Raw genomic sequence first — 24,035 nt, forward strand, 5'->3', positions numbered from 1 at the left:
CCCCCGGCGCCGCCCCAGGGGCCTGCCCCGTCGCCGTCCCAGGGGCCTCCCGCGACGCCTTCCCTTTCTCACCCCGTGGCCTCTCCAGTAACTTCGCTTGTGCGTACGGGTGTTGACGGGACCGACGTGACGGGGGTTGCGGCGTGGCGGGGAATCGGCCGGGTGACTGGCATGTGCTGGATCTGGAGCGGGATCCGACGCCGGGTGATCCGGACCGGGTGCGGAAGCTGTCGAAGGATCTGCTGGATTTCGCGGATGACGTGTCGGACGCGTTGCGGTTGATCAAGGGGATGGCGGGCGAGGACGCCGTTCTGGCGTGGGCGGGGAAGTCGGCGGAGGCGTTCCAGGCCGAGTTCTCGGGTGTGCCGAAGCAGTTGAAGAAGCTGAAGAAGTCGTACGAGATGGCGGGGGGCGCGCTCGGGGAGTACTGGCCGAAGCTGGAGCGGGCGCAGGCGCTGGCGGACAAGGCGCTGGTGAAGGGGCGGGAGGCTCAGGCCGACCTCAGTTCGGCCAAGTCCCGGCTCGCGTCGGCTGATTCGTGGGTGACGCGGGCCGGCAAGGAGGCGGACAAGTACAAGGACGATCCGACGGGCAGCAAGGACGCGGAGAAGCCGGACGAGGCGAAGGTCCGTGCCGCGACGCGGGATGCGCAGCACGCCAAGTCGGCGCAGACCAGCGCCCGGTCGGACGTGACGGATGCGAACAGTGCGCTGGACGCGGCCAAGAAGATGGCCGCGGATGCCCGCAAGATGCGGGAGGAGGCGGCGCGGGACGCGAAGTCGAAGATCGACGAGGCGTCGGACGCGGGGATCCGTAACCGGAAGTGGTGGGAGGAGGTCGGGGACTGGTTCTCCGACAACTGGGACACCATCGTCACGGTGTGCAAGGTCGTCGTGGCCGTGCTGGGGATCGTCGCGATGATCATCGGAGGGCCGATCCTCGGCGCGATCGTGCTGATCGCGGCACTCGTCGTCCTCGCCGACACGCTCAACAAATACGCGAAGGGCCAGGCGTCTCTGTGGGATGTGGGCTTCGCGGCGCTGGACTGCATACCCGGCATGAAGGGCCTCACCACCCTCGGCGGACTCGCCAAGGGACTCAAGGGCCTCAAGGCCTTCGGCAAGACCGGCCTCAAGGGCATGGCGCTGGGGGCCAAGGGGTTCGGCAAGAGCGCGCGCTCGCTGGGGCGTCCGATGAAGAAGCTCTTCACCTGCGGCGATCCCATCGACATGGCGACGGGCCAGATGGTGATGTCCGAGACGGACGTGGCCCTGGACGGCGTACTGCCCCTGGTGCTGGAGCGCCACCACCGCACCGGTCTGACCGGCGGCCGCCACTTCGGGCGGGCCTGGTCCTCCACGCTCGACCAGCGACTGGTCCTCGACGCCACGGGCGTGCGGTTCTTCGCCGCCGACGGCATGATCCTCACCTACCCCGTGCCCGAACCGGACGTGCCCGTCCTGCCCGTGGAGGGTCCGCACTGGCCGCTGAGCTGGGACGGCGGCCCCGGAGGAACCCTCACGGTGAGCCAGTCGGAGACGGGCCGCACGCTGAGCTTCCGACCCCGGGAGGGCCGGCCGCCGCAAGAACTGCCCCTCGCCGCGATCGGTGACCGGAACGACAACACGATCACCGTCGAGTACGCCGCCGACGGCAGCCCGGCCGAGATCGTCCACCACGGCGGCTACCGCGTCGGTGTGGCCTGCGCGTCGGGGCGGGTCGTGAGCCTCACCCTGCTCAGCGACCCCGCGCGGCCGACGCTCATGACGTACGGCTACGACCCGCACGGTCGTCTCACCGAGGTCCGCAACTCCTCCGGCCGGCCGCTGAAGCTGGCCTACGACGACCGCGGCCGTCTCACCGGCTGGGAGGACCGCAACGGAGCCTGGTACCGGTACACGTACGACGACGGAGGCCGCTGTGTCGCCGTCAGCGGTGTGCACGGAATCCTCGACTACACCTTCGACTACGACGACGAGCGGCACCTGACCCGCGCCGTCAGCTCTCTCGGGCACACCACCGTCTACCGGTTCAACGACGCCTACCAACTGATCGCGGAGACGGACGCGCTGGGCCACACCGAGTTCCATGAGTGGAACCGGCGGGATCAACGGACCTCCCACACCGACCGGTTGGGGCAGGTCACGCGCATGGAGTGGGACGACCTCGGCCGGCTCACCGAAGTCGCCCTCCCCGACGGGGCGGTGTCCGCGGCCCGTTACAACGCGCAGGGCCTGACCGTCGAGCTCACGGGATACGACGGCACGGTCGTACGGCAGGAGTGGGACGAGCGGGGCAACTGCACGTCGCTCACCGACACCGACGGGACGACCACGGAGTTCACCCGGGACCGCACCGGCGCCGTCGCCTCCGTGACCGATCCGCTCGGGGCCGTCCAGCGGTTCGTCAACAACCCCGCGGGACAGATCGTTTCCGCGAGCGACGCCCTGGGCGCGGAGACCCGGTTCGGGTACGACGCCTTCGGGCGGGTCACCTCCGTCGTCGACCCCGTCGGGGAGGCGACCCGCCAGGAATGGACCGTGGAGGGACATCTCGCCGCCAGGACGGGCCCGGACGGATCGACCGAGGCATGGACGTACGACGGCGAGGGGAACCGGCTCACGCACACCGACGCGCTGGGCCGGGTCACCCGGTTCGAGTACGGCGCCTTCGATCTGCTCACCGCGCGCACGACACCGGACGGCGCCCGCTACGCCTTCCGTCACGACAGCGAGCTGCGCCTCTGCCAGGTCACCGATCCACGGGGGCTGACCTGGGACTACACCTACGACGCGGTGGGCAGCCCGACGTCCGAGACGGACTTCGACGGGCGGACGGTCCACTACGCCTACGACGCCGCGCGCCGGCTCACCGGCCGGACGAACCCGCTGGGGCAGAGCACCACCTTCGCCTACGACGCGGTGGGCAACCAGGTCGAGAAGACCGTTGACGGCCGGACCACGGTGTTCACGCACACGCCCGGCGGCCGTCTGCTGCGGGCCGTGGGCCCCGACGCCACCCTGACGCTCCGCTACGACGAGGCCGGGCGCATCGCCGGAGAGGCGGTGGACGGACGGGAGCTGGCCACGTCGTACGACGCCGCGGGGCGGCCGGTCCGCCGTGTCACACCGGCCGGTGCCACGACGACGTACACCTACGACAACGCGGGGAACCGTACGGCGCTCAGCGCCTCGGGTCACCTCCTCACCTCCTCCTACGACGCCGCGGGACGCGAGACGGCCCGGGCGTTCGGGCCCGGCCTCACCCTCGGTTTCGCCTGGGACACCGGGGACCGGCTCGGCTCCCAGACGCTGGAGGACACCCGCTCCTCCCGTCGGCCGCTCCGCCGGACGTACACCTACCGCGCGGACGGGAACCTGACCGGGATCGACGACCCGGCCGCCGGGCGGCGCACCTTCGACCTCGATGTCCTGGGCCAGGTCACCGCGGTGCGCGCCGCCGACTGGACCGAGTCGTACGCCTACGACGGGACGGGCAACGTCACCGGCGCCGACTGGCCCGCGTACCGGGACCAGCCCGAGGCGCGCGGGACGCGCTCCTACGCGGGCAACCGCCTCGTCGGCGCCGGCTCCGTCCACTACGAGTACGACGACGCCGGCCGCGTGATCCTGCGCCGCCGCACCAGGCTCTCGCGCAAGCCGGACGTCTGGCGCTACTCCTGGGACGCCGAGGACCGGCTCGTCGGCGTCACCACGCCGGACGGCACACGGTGGCACTACCTCCACGACGCGCTCGGCCGCCGCGTGGCCAAGCGGCGGCTCGCGGCGGACGGGGTCACGGTCGCCGAGGAGACGCGTTTCGTGTGGGACGGCCCGCACCTCGTCGAGCAGACCAGCCGGGTGGCCGGCGCGGACGGCGGAGCCGTGCGCGAGACGACGCTCACCTGGGAGCGCGACGACACCCGCCCGCTGACCCAGACGGAACGCACGACCCTGGCCGGCGCGCCCCAGGACGTCGTCGACGAACGGTTCTTCGCCATCGTCACGGACCTGGTCGGCACCCCGACCGAACTCGTCGACGAGACCGGCGCGATCGTCTGGCGCGGCGACACGACACTGTGGGGTCTGGGCACCCTCTTCGGCCCGGGACCAGGCACGGCGCCGGGCTCCGGGGCGTCCACCCCGCTGCGCTTCCCCGGCCAGTACCACGACGCCGAGACGGGGCTGCACCACAACTTCTTCCGGCACTACGACCCGGCGTCGGCCGTCTATCTCAGCCCCGATCCGCTGGGCATGGACGCCGGGCCCAACCCGCGCCGCTACGTCGTCAACCCGCTGCTGTGGTCCGACTATCTGGGCCTGAAGCAGTGCTCCAAGATCCTCGGCGAGAACATGGCGAAGGAGGGGCGCGCGGTGGGACCCGGCCAGGCGGCCGCCCACATCGTCCCCTCCGGGTTCTCACGCGGTGGCGGCCCACGGATGCGGTCGCTCCTGGCCAAGTACAAGGTCGACATCAACGACGCGGCGAACGGCATCCCACTGGGGCATCCGAGGCCGCACAACTTCACGCACAGCAACCGGTTCCTCGGCCGCCTCGACGCCCATCTGCACAACGTCGTCGCGGACCGCGTCGCCCGGGGCTTCGGGGACCGCGCCATCCGTACGACGCTTCGGAGGGAACTGCGCAGTATCGGCCGGCAGATCGAGTCCGAGCTGTCCGGCGTCACCACCGCGGTGCCGAGCACCGCCTACTGGACGGCGTGATGATGTCCTTCATGAACTCCGAACCCCTGGCCGTGTACCGGCTCATGCCGAGCGCCCGGAATCTGCGCACCCTGCGTCTGGACGACTCGCTCATCGATCTCAAGCGCTGGCAGTTCCAGGGCGACCGGGCGCCGCGGCCCACCGCGTTCGCGGCGGAGTGGACGGGTGATCCGAAGGCCCGCAAGGCCGAGTTCGCGTCCGACTATCCCGGCGCTCCGATCCTGGCCGGCCCGCTCGCGGAGCGGCTGCGGGACGACCTGGAGAAGTCGGGCGGCCTGCTTCCGGTCCGCGTCGAGGGGTCGCCCTCGGACGCCTACCTGCTCCACCTCGTGGACCAGGTCGTCGACTGCGTGGACACCCGTGCCTCGTCGCAGCCGAAGAAGGCGACCGGCGAGATGCAGAAGACCGTCTTCCGTCCGGACGCCCTCCCGCTCGCCCTGCCGTCCTTCCGCGTACCGCAGTTCCCCGTCGGCGTGCAGTGGAACGCCTGGGCCGTCGACCGTCTCACCGAGCTCCTGGGGGACGACCTGGAGGCCCGCCTGGTCTGGTCGCAGGACCCGGCCGTCAAGCCTCATCCCAGCCCGTGGGGGTTCTGAGCCGGGCTCTCCGACCGCCCCGTGCGTGAGCACCTCGTGCAGGCCTCGTGCACGGGCCGTGACGGACGCCCCGGCCGGCGAGGGCGATTCGCTGGCGCACAGGTGGCGGACAGGTCGGTCGCCGCGTTCAACACGGAACCGAACAGCCGTCGTTGCGCGTCGATAACGTCGAGTCGGGTGCGCTTCAGGGGTCTTGACGCGCCTTGAGGGGCTTATGTGCGGCTGATACGGTGCCATGGCTTGACACTCGCCCCGGCGCCGGATGTTCGACCAGGTCGCACGGTCCGTCCCGTAAAGGGGCTCCGTGGTGAAGTGTCCTGCTTGGCGCATGAATTGACAGACATTTTCTTGGGTGTACGGGGAGCGGTCGCGTGAAAATCCAAGAGCGTACGGGGCCGGGCGGCAACCGTTCCGTCACGTCGGCCCAGCCGGCGATGGGCGAACGGCTTCCCACCCCGCCTCGCGAGCGCAAACCAGCGCTGGCCGCGCTCGCGGTGCTGCTCATCCTCGTAGGCGCCCTCGGTGCCACCATGCTCGTGCTGCGTGCCGGTGACCGTGTCGAGGTCGTGAAGGTGACGAGCGACATCCAGGCCGGCGAGTCCGTGGGCGGCCACGTGACCTCCGTACTGGTCGCGGAGGACTCCTCCATCAACTACGTCAAGTGGAACCAGCTCGCCGCACTCAAGAAGCTCAAGGCCAAGTCCCCGATCTACAAGGGGACCGTGGTCATCGGCGACATGTTCGCGAACGGCGCCGAGCTTCCCGCCGGCAAGGCATCCGTGGGGGTCGCCCTCAAGGAGGGCCAGTACCCCTCGGGCATCAAGTCCGGTGACACCGTGGCCGTCTACCGCGTCGGCGACACCGCGACCGGCGGCAGCCGCTCGTCGGGCTCGTCCAACTCGTCGGGCTCGGCCTCGTCGAGCGCGGACGGCGCCCCCATCGTCGAGAAGGCGAAGGTCGGTTCGGTCAAGAGCGACACGGACAGCACGATCAGCAGCACCAACCTGCCGGTCACCCTGATCGTGGACGAGGGCCAGGCGGCCGCCGTCGCCGCCGCGTCCTCGGCGGGCCAGGTCGCCCTCGTCATCGTCCCCGGCAACTAGAGGCGAGTGAGTAGACAGACATGGCGCTCATCGCCCTCGCCGCAGACAAGGGTTCGCCGGGAGTCACCACCGCAGCGGTGGCGCTCGCGGCGGTCTGGCCCCGCAGGGTCCTGCTCGCCGAGACCGACCCGGCCGGCGGTGACCTCGTGTACCGCAGCGCGGCGGCCCACGGCGGCCCGCTGAACCCGAACACCGGCATGCTGTCGATCGCGGCGACCGCCCGGCGCGGCCTGGTCCCCGACCAGCTCTGGGACCACGTACAGCCGCTGAGCGGCGGACTCGACGTCCTCGTCGGACTCGGGATCGCCGAGCAGGCCGCCGGTCTCGCCGGACTCTGGCCCACCCTGGGCCGGGCGTTCGCGCAGCTCGGCGACTCCCCGAACGCGCCCGCCGACGTCATCGCCGACTGCGGCCGGATCAGCGGGGACACCCCGGCGGCCGAACTGTTCCCGCACGCCGCCCTGGTGCTCCTGCTCTCCCGCACCGAGCCCGAGGCCATCGCCCGCGTCCGTGACCGTGCCGCCGCCCTCTCCGCCAAGCTGCACGGCGGACCGCGGGGTGCCGGCGGACTGGCCACCCCGTTCATCGGCGTCGTCCTCGTCGCCGACCCGGGGGACTCCGCCAAGCTCGTCCACCAGGTCAACGACATGCTCGTCGCGGCCCAGACGGGAGCCCGTGTCGTCGGCACCATCGCCGACGACCCCGCGGGCGCAGCCCAGTTGGCCGGCCGCCGACGCGGCCGCCTCGACAAGTCGCTGCTCATCCGCTCGGCCCGCAAGGTGACCGCGGACCTGTACCAGCAGTACGGCGCCGCCTGGTCCGTACCCGCCGACGGACCGAACGCCGGGCACGGACAGCCCGCCGCCGGAGCCGGCCGATGACCACCGTCGACCACCAGCTCGTCAAGCGGTTCCGGCAGGAGGCCGGCGACCGCATCTCCGAACAGCGCCGCGAGGACCAGGTCCGCGGCGTCACCCCGATGTCCGGCGAGGACGAACGGCACTACGCCCGCGCCGTCATCGCCCAGATCCTCGAGGACCACGCCCGAATCGAGATCAACCTCGGCCGGACCCCGCTCGACGCGGAGACCGAGGAGCAGTACGCGGCCGCCGTGCACGCCGCGCTCTTCGGCGTGGGCCGTCTCCAGCCGCTCCTCGACGACCCGGAAGTCGAGAACATCGACATCAACGGGTACGACGAGGTCTTCATCGGCTACGCCGACGGCCGGGAGACGAAGGGGGACCCCGTCGCCGAGACCGACGAGGAACTGATCGAGCTGATCCAGGTCCTCGGCGCGTACTCGGGCCTGTCGTCCCGGCCCTTCGACTCCGCGAACCCCCAGCTCGACCTGCGGCTGCCGGACGGCTCCCGCCTCTCCGCCGTCATGGACGTGACACGCAGGCCCGCCCTGTCGATCCGCCGGGCGCGCCTGGGCAAGGTCTTCATGTCCGACCTCGTGGGCAACGGCACCCTGACCCCGGAGGTCGCGCACTTCCTCGCCTGCGCCGTCCGGGCCCGCAAGAACATCATGATCGCGGGCGCCACCAACGCCGGCAAGACGACGCTGCTGCGCGCGCTCGCCAACGAGATCCCGCCGCACGAGCGGCTCATCACCGTCGAGCGGGCGCTGGAGCTCGGCCTCGACACGTTCGCCGAACTGCACCCGAACGTCGTGGCGTTCGAGGAGCGGCTGCCCAACTCCGAGGGCCAGGGCGCCATCACGATGGCCGAACTGGTGCGCCGGTCGCTGCGCATGAACCCCTCGCGGGTCATCGTCGGCGAGGTCCTGGGCGACGAGATCGTCACGATGCTCAACGCGATGTCGCAGGGCAACGACGGCTCGCTCTCCACGATCCACGCGAACAGCTCCAGCGAGGTCTTCAACCGCATCTCCACGTACGCGCTCCAGGCGACCGAGCGACTGCCCATCGAGGCCAGCCAGATGCTCATCGCGGGCGCGGTGAACTTCGTGGTCTTCATCCAGCGGCGCAACGAATACGAGTCCGGCGGCCGCCTCCAGCGCATGGTGACCTCCGTGCGCGAGGTCAACGGCGTCGACGGACGGGTGCTGTCCAGCGAGGTGTTCGCCGAGGCCCCGGACGGCCGGATCGTCCCGCACGCGCCCATCGCCTGCCTCGACGAGCTCATCGCGCAGGGCTACCGGCTGCCCGGCAGCGGGAATTGGTGACGATGACCCAGGACATGACGACAGCCACGGCCCCGGCCCCGGCCGTGGCGCACCTCGATGCGGCCGTCTCGCACCTGACCGCAGCCGCGCCGCACCTAGACACCGCCGTGGCGCATCTCGACACCGTCGCGCCGCATCTCGATGCGGCCGTGGCGCACCTCGATGGGGCCGTGGCGCCGGTCCAGGGCCCGGGCACGACCTCGCTCGCCGCGCTCGACTCGCTCGGCTCCATGGGCGGACTGTTCTCCCTGCCCGTCCTGTACGCCCTCGGCTGCGGTGTGGCCGTCGGAGGCGGCCTCGCGCTGCTCGCCGTCGCCGTACGGGGACTGCCCGCCAGGCCCGAACACGAGAAGCAGCGGGCGAGCGAGCGTGCGGCCGAGCTGATCCGGTTCGCCGGACAGCGCGGTTCGATCGCCGCCATGGCCGGCCTCGTCGTCCTCCTGCTGACCCGCTGGGCCGTCGCCGGTCTCGCGGCCGGCGTCCTCGTCTTCTTCTGGGACAAGCTCTTCGGCGGCGCCTCCGAGGAACGGGCCGCGATGCGCCGTGTGGAGGCCCTGGCCTCCTGGACCGAGTCGCTGCGCGACACCATCGCGGGCGCGGTCGGCCTGGAGCAGGCCATCCCCGCCTCGGCGCGCGCCTCCGCCCCCGTACTGCGGCCCCATCTGGACGCGCTGGTGGACCGGCTGCGTTCCCGGACGCCGCTTCCCGAGGCACTGCAGCAACTGGCCGACGAGATCGACGACGCGTCCGCCGACATCATCGTGGCCGCGCTCATCCTCAACGCGCGGCTGCGCGGGCCCGGTCTGCGCCAAGTGCTGGGCGCCCTGGCCAAGTCGGCGCGCGAGGAGGTCGACATGCGGCAGCGGGTGATGGCCCAGCGTGCCTCGACCCGGCGTTCCGTGCAGATCGTCGTGGCGGTGTCCATCGCCTTCGTCCTCGGTCTGTCGATCTTCAACCGTGAGTTCGTCGAGCCGTACGGCACGGCGGTCGGCCAGCTCGTACTCGCCTGTGTCTGCGGCCTGTTCGGCCTCGGCTTCTGGTGGCTGCGCAAGCTGTCCACGATCGAGACGCCGGAGCGGTTCCTGGTACGGGACGAGTCGTCCGTGCGGTTCGTGCGGCCCCGTACACCGGTTTCCGGGGATGAGGCGGTACGCCGATGAACCTGACCATGCCGATCCTGATCGGCGCCGTCCTGGGCCTGGGCTTCTACGCCCTCGTCCGCGCCCTCATGCCGTCGAAGCGCAGCGCGGTCGCGCAGGTCGCCCGTATCGACGCCATGCGGGCCCGCGGGGCCGCGTACGAGTCCGCGCACCAGGGGCAGCGGGACAGCGGACGCCTCGGCAGCCTGCGCGCGCAGGTCGGCCGGCGCGTCGCCGACTTCTATCTCCAGCAGGGCTGGGAACAGCGCTCGCTGCGCGCCGATCTGGCGGTGCTGGACCGCAGCTGGGAGAGGTTCCTGGCGACGAAGGTGCTGCTGGCCGCTGCCGGCGTCTTCTTCGGCCCGTTCCTCTTCGCCGTCGTGTGGACGCTCGGGGTGGGCACCAGCCCGATCATCCCGGTCTGGCTGGCGCTGCTCTTCGCGGCCGTCTTCTTCTTCCTCCCTGATCTGGAGGTGCGGCGGGACGCGGTGGACAAGCGGCGCGACCTGCGGCGCGTGATCGGCGCGTATCTGGACCTGGTGTCGATGAGCCTGGCCGGCGGCCGCGGTCTGCCGGAGGCGCTGATGGCCGCCGCCGAGATCTCCGACGGCTGGGCCACGCAGCGCATCCGCAACGCGCTCGCCGACGCCCGGATCACCGGTATCAGCCAGTGGCAGGCGCTCGGCTCGCTCGGCGAGGAGCTCGGCGTCGAGGAGCTGAAGGACCTGTCGGCCTCCCTGGCACTGGTCGCGGACGACGGGGCCAAGGTGCGGGAGTCGCTCGCCTCGCGTGCCGAGACGATGCGCCATCGCGAGCTCTCCGAGATCGAGGGCAGTGCGGGCGAGAAGTCGCAGTCCATGCTCGTCGCCCAACTGCTGCTGTGCGCGGGCTTCCTGGTCTTCCTGATCTTCCCGGCGGCGATGCGCGTGTTCCAGGTCTGAATCGTCCGCGGTGCCCGCGGGGGTCACCGGTCGGCCACTACTTTTCCTTCGAGAGGACAACTCATCATGAACGGACGGAACTTCAGCACCGGGATCCCGGGGGTGGACTTCCTGATCACCTTCCTCCAGGGCCGGGTGCAGCGTGCCCGCTCCGGCGAACTCGACCGGGGCGCGTCCGCGGTCGAGTGGGTCATCATCTCCGCCGTCGTCGTCGCCATCGTCGGCGTGGTGGCCGCGATCATCAACGCCGCGCTGAGCGACGGCGCCAACAAGGTCGGCGACTGCATCAAGGGCGCCGACGCGGGCAAGACCTGCTGAGTTCCGGGGATGCGAGTGCGCGAACACCGAGGGGTACGGGGCTGGGTGCGCCGCAGGGTGGAGGCAGCCTCCGCCCGCGGTGACTCCGGCATGACCGCGATCGAGTTCGTGCTGCTCACTCCGGTGCTGTTCTTCATGATCTTCGCGACGGTGCAGTTCGCGCTGTACTTCTTCGCGGACCACGTCGCCCAGGCGGCGGCGCAGGCGGGTGCCCGGAAGGCCCGTGCCACCGCGGACGCGCAGCCCGGCGCGTGGCGCGGCGAGGCGGCTGACGTCGTCGACAGCTACATCAGCCAGCTCGGCCCGAAGCTGGTGCTGTCCCCGGACGTGACGATGCTCCAGCCGGAGCCGGACACCGTCGGGGTCGAGATCAGCGCGAGGGTTCCCTCGGTGTTCCCGGGGCTGAACCTGACGGTGCACGCGCAGTCGTCGGGGCCGGTGGAGAGATTCGTGGAGGAGGAGGCGCCGTGACGGGACCGAAGGCCCTGCTCGCCGTCCTCCGGGACCGCGTGTCCGGGCATCGGTGGGACCGGGGGCTGTCCACCATCGAGGTGGTCATCCTCGCCCCGGTGATGATCCTCTTCATCCTGGTGCTGGTGGCCTTCGGGCAGCTGGTCGACGGCCGCGGCGCGCTGGACGGCGCCGCCCGGGACGCGGCGCGGGCCGGCTCGATCCAGAAGGACCACGCGACCGCCATGGCCGAGGCGAGGAAGGCGGCCGAGGCCGACCTCGGGGACATCTGCTCGGGTCCGGTGAGCGTGACGCAGACCAGCACGGGCTTCGAGCCGGACACGCTGTTCACCGTCGAGGTGAGCTGCGAGGTGCGGGGCCTGGCGATGATCGGCCTCGATGTGCCCACCACCCTGGAGGCGTCCTTCAGTTCACCGCTCGACCCGTTCCGGAGGACGGCATGAAGCGGAACTCCGCGGCACGGGGGCGGACCCGGTGGGGCTGCCCGAAGCCGGGTGCCGCCGTACGAGGCTGGGCCGCCGCGCGCCGGGAACGGCTCGACGACCGGGGCTCGGGCGCCGGCGCGGTCATCATCTTCGCGCTGGTCTTCCTCTCCCTCTCGGCCTTCGTCATCGACGGCGGGATGTCCATCTCCAAGCGGGAGCGGGCCGCCGACATCGCCGAGCAGGCGGCCCGGTACGCGGCCCAGGACATCGACCTCGAGTCCCTCTACGAGAACGAGAACGGCCCGGCACCCATCAACTTCGAGAACTGCGGGGCCCGGGTGAAGGCGTTCGCCCGGGAGATGGGCATGTCCGGCGCGGACGTAGCGGCCACCCACTGCGTGACCGCCGACGCCGACCAGGTGGAGGTCGAGGTCCAGTTGACCTACTCCCCGGTCTTCACGGGGATGTTCTACGGCGGAGACGTGACGGTCCACGGCCGGGCGGTGGCGGAGAACGAGGTGGGCTGAGCCCCGGGTTCCTCCCGGGCCGGGGTTCCCTCGGTCCAGCCCCTTCCGGAGTACCGAGCCGGGGGCCGCTCAGCCCATGGGGATGCCGAGATCCCGCCTCAGGATCTCCATGAGCCGTGCCTCCGGAACGTCCGGGACCAAGTGGTCCGCCTCCCGGACGTGCGCGAGGAAGTCCGGGGGCAGGGAGACGTGGTAGGTGGCGAGGTAGTACGCCAGATCCTGGCGCCACAGCCAGGTCCCGTCCGTGTACAGGGAGCCGATACCGGCCATGACGGGGCCACCGGGGTCCAGAACATCGGCCCCGGCACTGGTCTCGGACCAGATCCCGGCCCCGCCCCGGAGATACCCGAGGACGGCGGCCTCGTCCGGCTCGCCCACCGTGTTCACGGCGTCCCTCATCAGCCCGGCCAGGGGAAGACCCCACCCGGGCCGAAGCTCGGAGAAGAACCCCACGGCCCGCATCGACTCGGCACCTCCGCCCCGTTCCGCCACAGGGCTACTTCGCCCCGTCCTTCTTCTCCGTCTTCACTCCCTCGGAGACGTTCTTGGCCAGGTCGTCGTCGAGCTTCTTGAACTCGCGGACCACGGCGTCGGACATCTTCGCGAGGGCGTCGAGGGCCTGGCCGATGTCCTCGCGGCCGTCCTCCCAGCCGGACTCGAAGTCGTCCAGGGCGTCGTAGACGGTGTGGTCGCCCAGGTCGTCCTGGTACGACTCGAACAGCTTCTTGGTGTGGTTCAGCCGGGTCTTGATGTCCCGCAGCCGCCCGCCGTAGTCCTCCAGCTCGCTCAGCGGGAGCGCGAGGTCGCTCTTGCCGCCACCACTCATGTCCGTTCCCCCTTGTCGAGTCCTGAAGTCCCGCTCAGACGAACCGGAACGTCCCGGTCACCGCGTCGAAGACGTCGTGGAACGCCTCGGCCACGTCGAGCACCGGACTGGCTCCGGAGACGAGGACGACCTGGTCGGTGGTTCCCGGGACCGGGATGTACGTCTGGGTCAGCACCATACGAAGGGTACGGGTGTCACCCTGCGCGACGCCCTATCGTTCTTGGCGCCCCGACGCGTGAGGCTCGATCACGCGTCCTCGTCGTCGAAGGTGACGGGGGTGTACGTCTTCGCGTGGGCGGCGAGGAACGTGCGGGCTTCCTCGGGAAAGGGAAGGGGTGCCAAGGCTACGTAGTCGATGAGATTCTTCGGCGCGTAGTAGTCCACGAAACGGTATTCCACACGGGCCAGTTCGGCCGTGTCCGCGTACCGGTGGGCCACCCCGATGGCTTCCAGGAGTTCGGAAAGTCCGTACGTTCCGACCTCGTCCCCGAGGTCGACGGGAAGCCGGTATCGGGTCACCTCGGAATCCGAGACCGGAATGCCGCCCGAGCTGATGACCTGGAGCTGGGGGAGCCCGAAGCCGAACCACGGACCGGTCTTCCTCACGAGCATCCAGCGATCGGCCTTCCGGCTCTGGAAGATGTCGCACTCGTCGCCCGAGAAGACGGGAAACATGCTCAGGCCCGACCTGGTGAGCGGAGGGTGCGACTCCTCCAGACCGGGGATCTCCTCGTGCCCGGCTTGAGCGAGGTGGACGAATTCCGCGTGGAACGCCTCCCGTTCCCTCGACTGCTCCAGGCACGAGAAGTGGAGATTCCCGTCGAGAAAGGAGGGAGAGTCGGACCACTGGTCCCGTAGCAGGCGGTATCCGATGATCTCCCCGCAGAATCCTTCGATCGGAAGGGCTGCTTCACCGCAGATGCGGCAGCGATAGATGTCGTCCATGGTCTTCCTGGCGGTGATCAGCCGGGTGGGTGGCGATGGCGGGAGACTGCGCTCGGCATCACACGTCGAAGGTCCGGTCGTCGATGAGCTCGCCGCTCTCCGACCACTTCTTGATCGATCTCACCATCCCGCGCGCGCCGTACTCCTTCTCCAGAGCAAGCCGGCCGTTCGGGTGCCAGTCCCGCCATCGGCCGTAGGGAATGCCCCTCCGGCACTGGCCTTCTCCCACGTAAGGAAAGTGCGTGTTCATGGTGATTTCCTGCATCGCTGCACATGCCGAACCGGGCTTCGTCGAGGGGTTGTTACGAGCCGGGGGCGTCGATCGATCCGGTGCGTATGGCCTGGAGCAGGTGGCCGACGGGGTGCGGGGTGGTGGTGAGGACGGTGTCCGGGTCGTCGGACTCGCGGAGGTGGAGCAGGGCGGGGCTGGAGGCGAGCTCGACGCAGGAGTCGCCGTCGCCGGGTCCCGAGTAGGACGACTTCTGCCAGTTGTCAGGGGTGCTCATGGGTACCTCTCACAGCTCCTTCGTCAACCTGTGGATGAAGTCGCGGGACCGGTCGGCGTCCAGCGACACTTCCGCGACCTTGTGGAACAGCGTGCGATAGGCGTTGAGCTGGGCTTCGGAGTCGATGAACGCGGCGCCCTGGGGGGCGTCGCGCACGACGGTGTCCAGCCTGGGCACGGAGCCGCCCGCGTAGGTCATGGCGCTCGCGGCTCCACCGAACCCCTCCAGCTCGAAGGGGATGACGCGCACGGTGATGTGATCGGCCTCGGAGAGCTCCAGCACGTGGGCGAGCTGGGACCGCGAGGCGGCACGGTCGCCGACCATGATGCGCAGGGCCGCCTCGTGGACGACGCCGTCGTACGGCTTGGGAGCCGGGCCGTCGAGGAGAGCCTGGCGCTGCATCCGGTGCCGTACGCGCAACTCGACCTCCTCGGGGGGCAGTTCGGGCACGCGGTAGGAGAACACCGCACGCGCGTACCGCTCCGTCTGGAGAAGGCCGGGGACATGGAGGAACTGGACGTCCCGCAGAAAGGTCGCGTAGTGCTCCAGTTCGGCGAGGTCCAGGAACGGCGTGGGCAGCAGGCCCCGGTACGGCTCCCACCACCCGCGCGTCCGGTCGGTGGCCATGGCGACCAGGGCCTCCACGAACGCCTCGTCCGTGCAGACGTACTGTGCCGCGAGCCGGCGCAGCCGCTTCTCGCTCACGCCAGCGAGACCGGCTTCGATCTGGCTGATCTGCGCGGGGCTCACGCCGAGCAGGGCGGCCGCCTCGCGCGATGCGAGCCCGGCCGCTCCGCGGAGCCGGCGCAGTTCCGCCGCCAGTCGCAGCTGACGTGCCGTCGCGTCACGCCTCAGTGCCATCGGGTTCCCCTTTTCGGAGTGCCGGTGAACATGACTCGCTCGGGGCAGATTATGCGACCGCTCCGGGGGCCTAAACGACTAGGTGCGCGGTCGTTGGCGCGAAAGTCGCTCCCGGGATCCCGGGCGATTGTGGGGGGTTCGTGAGGACCGTCCCGCGTGTGTCGTGAAGGGGAGCGGAAGCGCGAGGAGCCGGACGGTCCCGCGGCCGTGCGACAACTCCGCCGTCCTGGACGGTCCCGCGGCCGTGCGACGACTCGGCCTCCCTGGACCGTACCGCTGTCGTGCGGCAACTCGGCCTCCCCGGACGGACGGTGACGAAACGGACGAGCCGGTCCCTTTGTCCTCTGCCCGGCCTTCGACACCCTCCTTAGACTCTCAGTAGGCTCGGCTCACCCCCGAACTCACGCCCTTCCCACACGACACCAGGACATCCGCCATGGCGCGACGCACCAACTCCAGCTCGACGGGCGGCTCGCCGGGTCCGAGGAATCGGACGCCGCAGCCCCTGCCCCGGCGTCGTCGGACGGTCGGGGACTTCGTGAAGGCGTTCGGGGCGTTCGTCGCCCTGCTGGTCCTGCTCGTCGGCGTGCCCGGCGCGCTGGTGGTCGCCGTGGGCTGGCCGCTGCCGCACGGAGCGCCCTCACTGGACTGGCTCCAGCAGGAGATCACCGTCGGCACGTTCATCCACGTGCTGACGGTCATCGTGTGGTTCGCCTGGGCGCAGTTCACCGCGTGCGTCCTCGTCGAGATGAAGGCCGCGCTGTCGGGCGTCGGACTGCCCAACCGCGTACCGGGCGCCGGGGCCAGCCAGTTGCTGGCCCGGCAGCTCGTCGCGGCCCTCCTGCTCGTCGGTGCCGCCGCCGCGAGCTTCACCCCGGGCCTCTCCCAGCTCGGCCAGAGCCTGGAGGGCACCTCGCACGGCTCCGTCGCGGCCGCCCAGCAGACCCCGGGCTCACTGTTCGGGCAGCAGCGGGAGCAGGCCGCCGCCGGAGCAGCCGCCGTCGCGGAGCAGGCCGCCGAGGCCGCGGCCCAGGCCGCCTCCCAGGCGGACGCCGGCGCCTCCGCCCGGCACGGCGACACGAAGTACTACCGGATCCAGCCCCCCGAGGGCCGCCACCACGACTCCCTCTGGGAGGTCGCGCAGCGCCACCTCGGCGACGGGCGCCGGTACAAGGAGATCTACGAGCTCAACAAGGACCGTACGCAGCCCGACGGCTCCAGGCTGTCCGAGGCCAGCCTCATCCGGCCCGGCTGGATCATGGAGATGCCCGGCGACGCCCATGGCGGCGAGCTCGTCGAGATGCCCGAGGCCGAGCCCGGGATCCCGGAGCAGGTCCAGCAGCAGATCCACGACTACGCGAAGACCGGCGACCACCAGCAGGCCGGTGCCCGGCAGGGCGGCGGCACCGCCCGGCAGGGCGAGCAGGGCGACCGGGACACCGCCCACTTCCGCGTTCCCCAGCAGCGGGCCGGCGGCGACCAGGGCCAGGAGAGCGACCGCGGCTCCTCCGGCGAAGCCGCCCCGGACACACGTGATGGACAGAACGCGCCCGCGGCGTCCGAGGAGAGCGGGTCCTCCTTCGGGCTGCCCGAAGCCCTCGTCGGCGCTCCCCTCCTCGCGGCTGGCCTCCTCGGCGCCCTCGGCCGGCGCCGCCGCCAGGCCCTGTGGCAGTCGGCGCTCGGCGCGGTCGGCGGGCGCCGGGGCATGGAGCCGCCGGTTCCGACCGGATCCGCCGCGGACGCCCAGGACGCCCTGCTCGTGGGCGCCGACCCCGAGGGCGTACGCCTCCTCGACCTGTCGCTGCGGGGCCTCGCGGCCGCCCTCGCCGCCGAGTCCCGCCCGCTGCCGACCGTCTACGCGGCCTGGCTCGGCGGCAACGGCGATCTCCACCTCCAGCTCGCCCAGCCGGCCGGAAAGCCGCCCACGCCGTGGCAGCTCGGCCAGGACCAGACGTTCTGGATGCTGGCACGCGCCGACGCCGAGCGGTACGAGGAGACCGACACCGCCGCCCCCTACCCGGGCCTCGTGAGCCTCGGCACCATGGACGACTCGCGGCTGCTGCTCAACCTGGAGGCCGTGCCCGGCATCGTCTCCCTGAGCGGCAGCGCGACCGACCGCGCGGGCGTGTTCGCCTCCGTCGCCGCCGAACTGGCCACCAACGGCTGGTCGGACCGCATGACGATCACCCTCGTCGGCTTCGGCGAGGACCTGACACCGCTCGCGCCCAACCGGCTGCGCCACCTCGACGACATCGAGGCGCTCGTCGAGACCATGGAGGCCGAGACACGGCAGCGGCGCGGCGCACTCGGCGCCGCCGGACACGACTCGGTGCTCACCGGCCGTACCGGGCCCGCCCAGCACACCCGTTGGGCCCCGCACCTCGTCCTCCTCGCCGCCGAACCCTCCTCCGTCGACGCCCTCAGGCTCGCCGAACTCGCCGCCGAAGCCGGACGGTTGGGCATCGGCTACCTCGTCGGCACCGAGAGCGGCGAACTGCCGGGCGCGGCCTGGGAGATGGAGATCACCCGCGAGGGCAAGCTGCTCGCGCCGCTCCTCGGCCTCGAACTCGACGCGCAGCTGCTGCCGGTCGCCCAGCAACGGGCGGTCGTGGAACTCTTCGTCGAGGCGGACCCGGAGGGCGGCCCCGACGGGCCGACCGACTCCCCGCCGTTCCTCGTCGACATCAGCGAGCAGGGGCGGCCCGCCGTGTACGCGCGGCTCGTGGGCCCGTACGAGATCATCGGCCTGGAGACGCCCGAAGGCCAACGCAGTCCGCTGCTCCACGAGGCGCTGGCGCTGCTCCTGCTGCACCGCGAAGGGGTGCACCCGCGCGTGCTGTCCTCGGCGCTGTGGCCGCGCGGAGTCACCGAGGACGTGCGGGACGCGCTCGTCGAGCGGCTGCGCGACTGGCTCGGCGACGACCCCGACGGCACCCCCCGTCTCGGCTCCGACGCGACCGGGCGGCTCACGCTCGCCAAGTCCGTCGTCTCCGACCTGGACGTGCTGCGCTCCCTCTACCACGAGGCGACGCAGGGCAAGGGTGTCGCCAGCCGTGTGGTGCGCGGGCGACTGCTCACCGACGCGCTCGTCCTGGTCCGCGGGCCGCTGCTCGCCGACCGTGCCGAGGGGCGCTACGGCTGGCTCACCCACGAGATCATCGACGCCCAACTGCCGCTGCTGGTGGCGGACATCGGCCTCGCGCTCTCCGCGTTCCATCTGGAGAAGGACCGGGCGGAGAAGGCGATCGAGGCGCTGAACGCGTCGATGAACTCGGCCCCGGCGGACGAACGGCTGTGGAACGAACTGCTGCGCGCGACGCACGCGACGGGGGACGAGGACAAGGTGAGGCGACTCGCCGCGGACCTGGTGTCCCGCAGCGGGGCGCGGGGGCTGCCGCCCCGGACGGAGGCCCTGCTCGACGAACTCCTCCCGACCTGGCGCACCGGCACGGCAGCGGTGAGCTGAGAGCCCGGTCTCGGCGGGCTCGGCCCCGACCCGCACACCGACGGCTTCCGGCCGGGGCCCGGCCCACCGCCCGGCCCGGCCGTCGCTGGGCTCCGCCCGCCGCCGTACGCCGACCGGCCAGGGGCTGCCGATGGGAACCGTCGAGCCGATACCGTCAGGCCGGTTTCGGCGGAGCGGTACCGACGGGCCGTCCCGACCGGCCCTCCCGGCATCACGGCCGGTCTCGGCCGCACCCGCACCCACCGGCCGGCCGGGAGCGGACGCCGGCGGGTGCGGCCGACGGCCGGGGCGCTCGTCACCGGCCTCGCCGTCCGGCCCGGCCGGCACACCGGACTCTTGGGGGAACGCGTGGATCTCGACCTCTGGCTCGTCGTCGCCGCAGCGCTCTGGGGCGCGGCGGCCGGGCTCCTGGTGCCCAGGCCCGCCTACCGCCTCGCCGTCGACCCCGACGAGCCCTGGCGGGACCGCTGTCCCGACGGGCAGCCGATCACCGGGGCCGCGCGCGGCTGGCTGGGGCTCGCCCGCTCCCCGGGCGGCACCCGCTACGGACCCACCGTTCTCCTCGTCTCGCCGGTCACCGCCCTGCTCTGCGCCGGACTCGCCCTCGCGACCGGCACGCGTCCGGAGCTCGGCGTGTGGCTGCTCCTCGCGCCGCTCGGGGTCCTGCTCGCCGTGGTGGACTTCCGGGTGCAGCGGCTCCCGGACGCGCTGACCCTGCCGCTCGCCGCGGCGGCGCTCGTCCTGCTCGGGGCGGCCGCCGCGCTGCCCGAGCACGCGGGGGAGTGGACGACGGCGCTGTACGGGGCGCTCGCGCTCGGCGGCGGGTACTTCGTGCTCTTCCTCATCAACCCGAACGGCATGGGCTTCGGCGACGTGAAACTCGCCCTCGGTCTCGGCGCGGCGCTCGGCTGGTACGGGTGGAGCGTGGTCGTCCTCGGCACCTTCGCCGGGTTCCTGTTCGGCGCGCTGTACGGGACGGCGCTGGTGGTGGCCCGGCGCGCGGGGCGCAAGACGTCGATCCCGTTCGGCCCGTTCCTGATCGCGGGCGCTTACGCGGGACTGCTGATCGGGGCCTACGCGGCCTGACACCGGCCCGGGCCGGCGCAGGTCCGCCGGTGGGCCTGGCGTCGGCCGGTGCGGCGGGCTGGCGTAGGGTGGTTGAGTCTGTCCACAACCCTTACGAAAGGGACGCTCCCGGTGACCGAGAAGGCCGACCTTCAGTCCGTGCTGGACCGTGCCGCCGCGGGTGGGCGGATCACTCCGGAAGAGGCGCTCGTCCTCTACCGCGACGCCCCGCTGCACGCGCTCGGCGCCGCCGCCGACGCGGTGCGCCGCCGCAGGTACGCGGGTACCGAGCACATCGCGACGTACATCATCGAGCGCAACATCAACTACACGAACGTGTGCGTCACGGCGTGCAAGTTCTGCGCGTTCTACGCGGCCCCCAAGGACACCGCCAAGGGCTGGACGCGCGACCTCGACGACATCCTGCGCCGCTGCGCGGAGACCGTCGAGCTCGGCGGGACGCAGATCATGTTCCAGGGCGGGCACCACCCGGACTACGGCGTCGAGTACTACGAGAAGCACTTCGCCGCGATCAAGGGCGCGTACCCCGAGCTGGTCATCCACTCCCTCGGCGCCTCCGAGGTCGAGCACATGGCCCGGATCTCCAAGGTGAGCGTCGAGGAGGCCATCCAGCGGATCCACGCGGCCGGTCTCGACTCGTTCGCGGGTGCCGGCGCCGAACTGCTCCCCGCCCGCCCGCGCAAGGCGATCGCCCCGCTCAAGGAGAGCGGCGAGCGGTGGCTGGAGATCATGGAGATCGCGCACGGCCTGGGCGTCGAGTCGACGTCCACCATGCTGATGGGCACCGGCGAGACCAACGCCGAGCGCATCGAGCACCTGCGGATGATCCGCGACGTACAGGACCGGACGGGTGGCTTCCGGGCCTTCATCCCGTACACCTACCAGCCCGAGAACAACCACCTGAAGGGCCGTACGCAGGCGACGCTCTTCGAGTACCTGCGGATGATCGCGATCGCCCGCCTCTTCCTCGACAACGTCGCCCACATCCAGGGCTCCTGGCTGACCACCGGCAAAGAGGTCGGCCAGCTCTCCCTGCATTACGGCGCGGACGACCTCGGCTCGATCATGCTGGAGGAGAACGTCGTCTCCTCCGCCGGCGCCAAGCACCGCTCCAACCGCATGGAGATCATCGACCTGATCCGCAAGGCGGACCGGGTCCCCGCCCAGCGGACCACGACGTACGAGCACATCGTCGTCCACGACGACCCGGCGAACGACCCGGTCGACGAGCGCGTCATGTCCCACATCTCCTCGACCGCGATCGAGGGCGGCACCGCGCACCCCGAGCTGAAGCTGCTGGCCTCCAACTAGCCGCGCCGTGCTGACACTTCACGTAGCCGAGCAGTCGTCCGGGACGTCGGTCCTGGTCGACGGGGCGGTCGTCGCCGCCATCGGCCCGTACGAGGACCTGGCCGCCGTCCGGCCGCAGGCGAAGGTGCGGCGCTGGCCCGGCATCCTGACGCCGGGACTGCTGAACCCGTACGGCCCGGAGCTTCTGGAAGCCACCTACCACCCGGACCCGCGCGAGGCCGAGGGCTTCGGCACCGAGCCCATCGGCGGGGAGCGGGCCAAGCGGATCTTCCGCGCCGACCCCGCACGCCTCGGCGCGAGTGCGCGACGCGGAGTCCAGCGGATGCTGGCGCACGGCACGGTGGCGGTGGCCGGGGAGCTGCGGTCGCGCGCCGTCGTCGACGCGGTGCGCAGGGCCGGTCTCGCGGTGGGACGGCGACCGGACCGGCTTCCGGGTCCGGCGGCGCTGTCCCCGGTCCCGCTGGTCCTGCTGCCGGGGCTGGAACCGGGCGGACCCGCCCGCTTCGCCGTGTTCGACGTCGCGGACCGCGCCGAACTGGTCCGGCGCGGCGCCGGTACGTGCGTGGCGACGGTGATCGGCGGTCGACTGGTGTACCGCGCCCGCTGATCACGGCACGGGACGCCGGCCCGGCCGGTGCGTGCTCCCGGTCCCGCGCGGCCTGGCACGTGACATCCGCTCGGCCCGCGACGGCTCGTGGTGCCGCCGCGACCCCGCAGGCGGCTCAGCCCGCGTGCTCCGGTCCGGGCCCCCGTGGCCAGCTCGGCGGCTCAGCCCGCGTGATCCGGTCCGGGCCTCCCGGGGCCGGCTCAGCGGCTCAGCCCGCGAGTGCCTTGGCGAACGCCCCCGCGCCCTGCTTCACTCCGCTGCAGTCGGTCGCCGCGTCGTCCGCCGTGGCGCTGCCCTTCTCGCACTGCCTGTCGCGGAACGTCGACCACATCGACACCCAGGCCACCCCCTTCTTCTCGGCGAACTCCCGTACCTGCGCCGCGTCCGCGAGCCCGAACGTCTCGTTGTCCACGTCGTTGACGCCGATCATCGAGGTGAGCGCGAGCCCCTTCCAGGCGTCCGCGCCCGACAGCCCGAACACCTTCTTCAGCTGGGTGTGGGCCGCTTCGGCGGACGTGATCGCGTAGTCGCCCATGTCGCCGTCGTACGAACTGCCGTAGTTCATGGTCATGATGTTGACCGTGGAGACGTCCACGGAGTGGTCGTTGGCGGACTCCAGCAGGGCCAGGCCGTCGGCGTCGAGCCCGGACGGCATCACGGGCAGGGTGAAGGACACCGTCAGCCCGGGGCGCTCCTTCTGGAGCAGCGCGATGGCCTCGGAGCGCAGCGCGACCGCGTCGGAGTCGCTCAACTGGCTTCCCTCGACGTCGAAGTCGGCCTGCGTGGACCCGGCGGCGTCCAGCGCCGCGCCGTAGGCCGCGGCGAGTTCGTCCGCGCTGTCGCACGTCGACGCCAGCTCCTTGCCGGAGGCTCCCCCGAACGACACCCGCACCTCGCCGCCCGACTTCCCGAGCGCCGAGATCCGGGACTTCACGGCCTTGTCCCCGATGGCGTACGCCCCGTCCCACGTCGGTGTGCAGCCGCTGCCGTCCGAGATCACGAAGGCCAGGTTGTACGTCGTCGGCGACCCCGCCGAGTCGGTGTCCGCGGCGGTCGTCGCGCTCACGTACGGGGCGTACGAGGTGGCCGACGACTTCGCCGAACCCGCGTCCGGCGACGCGGCCGAGGCCGTCGTCCCGCCGGCCCGCGCGGACGACTCGTCCGAGGCGTCACCGCCGCCCGAGGAGCACCCCGCACAGGCCAGGACCACCAGACCGACGACCCCCACGGCCGGCCTCAGGAAACTCCGCATTCCGCACGCACCCACTCTCGTGATCTTTCGCGATCTCGTGTGATGTCTGTCTCGAACCGAAAACAAACAGCCGTTCCCCGACTGGAAATGTGTCACATCCGGAACGGATTACCGAATGGAGATCGGGAGGCGGAATCACGGGCGAACCGGGCGACATAAGGGGTGAACGGGACTCCATTGAGGTGTATATCGCCCATATCCATCGGACCCGGGTTGCGCGGGCATTTCTCGATTCTCATAGGGAAAGTACAGGCTCGGGCCTCTCTCATGGGCCGTTCATACGGAACTCGGAGTTTTTGGCACATAAACGCGTCCTACCGTCTGGGGAATGCAATCCGAGTCCGCCGTCGAAAACCGTGTCCAGGTGCGTGGCCGTAGCCGTAGGCGCGGCAGGGGGGCCGCGTCCGGCCCCGTGTTCGTTGACAGCTCCGGGCGTCGTGCCCGCCTGCTGAGCAGAATCGGGATGCTCGTCGGCGTCGGCTGCCTCGGGTACGCCGTCGTGCTCGGCATGGCCTTCATGGGCTGGGGCACCTCGCTGACGCCGTCCTCGCTCCTGCCCTTCGGCGGCGGGGCCGGCTCCGCTCCCGTCGGGGGCCGGGGCGGGCCGCTCACCGGCACGATCCCGAGCGGCGCGCCCACCGGCGCCCCGCCTTCGGGCCCGCTCACCGGCTCCGCCCCCTCCTCCGCCGCCACGACCACCGCCGGGGCGTCCGCCTCCTCCGGCGCCGAGTGACGAGGGCGCA

General features: G+C 71.5%; 24 protein-coding genes. 16 read left to right on the plus strand and 8 right to left on the minus strand.

Annotated features, from left to right (window positions below; translation table 11 throughout):
* The first annotated feature begins 143 nt into the window (after positions 1-143).
* The 11 genes from ACFYYF_RS05435 to ACFYYF_RS05485 all read left to right on the plus strand — a co-directional run bounded on the left by ACFYYF_RS05435 (position 144) and on the right by ACFYYF_RS05485 (position 12,432).
* Positions 144-4,724 carry a DUF6531 domain-containing protein gene (locus tag ACFYYF_RS05435; protein ID WP_388771757.1) on the plus strand — a complete coding sequence of 1,527 codons (4,581 nt, stop codon included), beginning with the start codon at positions 144-146 and terminating at the stop codon, positions 4,722-4,724.
* Positions 4,725-4,735: 11 nt separating this feature from the next.
* A complete protein-coding gene (locus ACFYYF_RS05440) occupies positions 4,736-5,320 on the plus strand; it encodes a hypothetical protein (protein ID WP_388771759.1) in 585 nt (194 codons plus the stop codon).
* Between the two features lie 371 nt (positions 5,321-5,691).
* A complete protein-coding gene (locus ACFYYF_RS05445) occupies positions 5,692-6,423 on the plus strand; it encodes a hypothetical protein (protein ID WP_388771762.1) in 732 nt (243 codons plus the stop codon).
* A 20-nt stretch (positions 6,424-6,443) separates the two neighbouring features.
* Positions 6,444-7,304 (plus strand): hypothetical protein, encoded by an 861-nt coding sequence (locus ACFYYF_RS05450; protein WP_361677050.1) that lies wholly within the window; start codon positions 6,444-6,446, stop codon positions 7,302-7,304.
* On the plus strand, positions 7,301-8,611 hold the full coding sequence (locus tag ACFYYF_RS05455) for a CpaF family protein (protein ID WP_388771765.1): 1,311 nt from the start codon (positions 7,301-7,303) through the stop codon (positions 8,609-8,611). The genes ACFYYF_RS05450 and ACFYYF_RS05455 overlap by 4 nt, the downstream gene beginning before the upstream one ends.
* A 230-nt stretch (positions 8,612-8,841) precedes the next feature.
* Positions 8,842-9,771, plus strand: a complete 930-nt coding sequence (locus tag ACFYYF_RS05460) for a type II secretion system F family protein (protein WP_388772942.1) — start codon at positions 8,842-8,844, stop codon at positions 9,769-9,771.
* A complete protein-coding gene (locus ACFYYF_RS05465) occupies positions 9,768-10,691 on the plus strand; it encodes a type II secretion system F family protein (RefSeq protein WP_388771768.1) in 924 nt (307 codons plus the stop codon). The genes ACFYYF_RS05460 and ACFYYF_RS05465 overlap by 4 nt, the downstream gene beginning before the upstream one ends.
* 66 nt (positions 10,692-10,757) lie before the next feature.
* A complete protein-coding gene (locus ACFYYF_RS05470; protein WP_028805786.1) occupies positions 10,758-11,009 on the plus strand; it encodes a hypothetical protein in 252 nt (83 codons plus the stop codon).
* A 90-nt stretch (positions 11,010-11,099) separates the two neighbouring features.
* A complete protein-coding gene (locus tag ACFYYF_RS05475; RefSeq protein WP_388771772.1) occupies positions 11,100-11,480 on the plus strand; it encodes a TadE family protein in 381 nt (126 codons plus the stop codon).
* Positions 11,477-11,923, plus strand: a complete 447-nt coding sequence (locus tag ACFYYF_RS05480; protein ID WP_388771775.1) for a TadE/TadG family type IV pilus assembly protein — start codon at positions 11,477-11,479, stop codon at positions 11,921-11,923. Before ACFYYF_RS05475 ends, ACFYYF_RS05480 begins: the two co-directional genes overlap by 4 nt.
* The gene (locus ACFYYF_RS05485) at positions 11,920-12,432 is read left to right on the plus strand and encodes a TadE/TadG family type IV pilus assembly protein (RefSeq protein WP_388771778.1); all 513 of its coding nucleotides are present in this window, start codon (positions 11,920-11,922) and stop codon (positions 12,430-12,432) included. Before ACFYYF_RS05480 ends, ACFYYF_RS05485 begins: the two co-directional genes overlap by 4 nt.
* Positions 12,433-12,501: 69 nt before the next feature.
* Here the strand turns inward: ACFYYF_RS05485 and ACFYYF_RS05490 are convergent, their stop codons facing one another.
* The 7 genes from ACFYYF_RS05490 to ACFYYF_RS05520 all read right to left on the minus strand — a co-directional run bounded on the left by ACFYYF_RS05490 (position 12,502) and on the right by ACFYYF_RS05520 (position 15,570).
* A complete protein-coding gene (locus ACFYYF_RS05490; protein WP_388771781.1) occupies positions 12,502-12,831 on the minus strand; it encodes a hypothetical protein in 330 nt (109 codons plus the stop codon).
* Positions 12,832-12,928: 97 nt separating this feature from the next.
* The gene (locus tag ACFYYF_RS05495; RefSeq protein ID WP_361677032.1) at positions 12,929-13,258 is read right to left on the minus strand and encodes a hypothetical protein; all 330 of its coding nucleotides are present in this window, start codon (positions 13,256-13,258) and stop codon (positions 12,929-12,931) included.
* A 34-nt stretch (positions 13,259-13,292) separates the two neighbouring features.
* On the minus strand, positions 13,293-13,433 hold the full coding sequence (locus ACFYYF_RS05500) for a hypothetical protein (RefSeq protein WP_388771784.1): 141 nt from the start codon (positions 13,431-13,433) through the stop codon (positions 13,293-13,295).
* A 71-nt stretch (positions 13,434-13,504) separates the two neighbouring features.
* A complete protein-coding gene (locus ACFYYF_RS05505) occupies positions 13,505-14,203 on the minus strand; it encodes a hypothetical protein (protein WP_388771787.1) in 699 nt (232 codons plus the stop codon).
* 58 nt (positions 14,204-14,261) lie between these two features.
* Entirely contained in the window at positions 14,262-14,453 is a 192-nt protein-coding gene (locus ACFYYF_RS05510; protein ID WP_388771789.1) for a hypothetical protein, read from the minus strand.
* Between the two features lie 52 nt (positions 14,454-14,505).
* Positions 14,506-14,709: a DUF397 domain-containing protein gene (locus ACFYYF_RS05515; RefSeq protein WP_361677022.1), complete on the minus strand. Its 204-nt coding sequence runs from the start codon at positions 14,707-14,709 to the stop codon at positions 14,506-14,508.
* 9 nt (positions 14,710-14,718) lie between these two features.
* Positions 14,719-15,570, minus strand: a complete 852-nt coding sequence (locus tag ACFYYF_RS05520; RefSeq protein ID WP_388771793.1) for a helix-turn-helix domain-containing protein — start codon at positions 15,568-15,570, stop codon at positions 14,719-14,721.
* A 436-nt stretch (positions 15,571-16,006) separates the two neighbouring features.
* Between ACFYYF_RS05520 and ACFYYF_RS05525 the strand changes: the two genes are divergently transcribed.
* The 4 genes from ACFYYF_RS05525 to ACFYYF_RS05540 all read left to right on the plus strand — a co-directional run bounded on the left by ACFYYF_RS05525 (position 16,007) and on the right by ACFYYF_RS05540 (position 22,040).
* On the plus strand, positions 16,007-19,036 hold the full coding sequence (locus tag ACFYYF_RS05525) for a BTAD domain-containing putative transcriptional regulator (protein WP_388771796.1): 3,030 nt from the start codon (positions 16,007-16,009) through the stop codon (positions 19,034-19,036).
* 348 nt (positions 19,037-19,384) lie between these two features.
* Positions 19,385-20,122, plus strand: coding sequence for a prepilin peptidase (locus ACFYYF_RS05530; RefSeq protein ID WP_388771798.1), 738 nt, complete (start codon positions 19,385-19,387; stop codon positions 20,120-20,122).
* 111 nt (positions 20,123-20,233) lie between these two features.
* Positions 20,234-21,433, plus strand: a complete 1,200-nt coding sequence (gene mqnC / locus ACFYYF_RS05535; RefSeq protein WP_361677010.1) for a cyclic dehypoxanthinyl futalosine synthase — start codon at positions 20,234-20,236, stop codon at positions 21,431-21,433.
* A gap of 7 nt (positions 21,434-21,440) precedes the next feature.
* Complete coding sequence (locus ACFYYF_RS05540; protein WP_388771800.1) at positions 21,441-22,040, plus strand: hypothetical protein; 600 nt, start codon at positions 21,441-21,443, stop codon at positions 22,038-22,040.
* A gap of 208 nt (positions 22,041-22,248) precedes the next feature.
* Here ACFYYF_RS05540 and ACFYYF_RS05545 read toward each other — a convergent pair whose 3' ends face one another.
* Entirely contained in the window at positions 22,249-23,292 is a 1,044-nt protein-coding gene (locus ACFYYF_RS05545) for a chitinase (RefSeq protein ID WP_388771803.1), read from the minus strand.
* Positions 23,293-23,755: 463 nt separating this feature from the next.
* On the opposite strand from ACFYYF_RS05545, the gene ACFYYF_RS05550 reads away from it, so the two are divergent.
* Entirely contained in the window at positions 23,756-24,025 is a 270-nt protein-coding gene (locus ACFYYF_RS05550) for a hypothetical protein (protein WP_388771806.1), read from the plus strand.
* Positions 24,026-24,035: the final 10 nt, after the last annotated feature.

It is taken from the genome of Streptomyces sp. NPDC001914 (assembly GCF_042891215.1).
Lineage (GTDB): Bacteria > Actinomycetota > Actinomycetes > Streptomycetales > Streptomycetaceae > Streptomyces.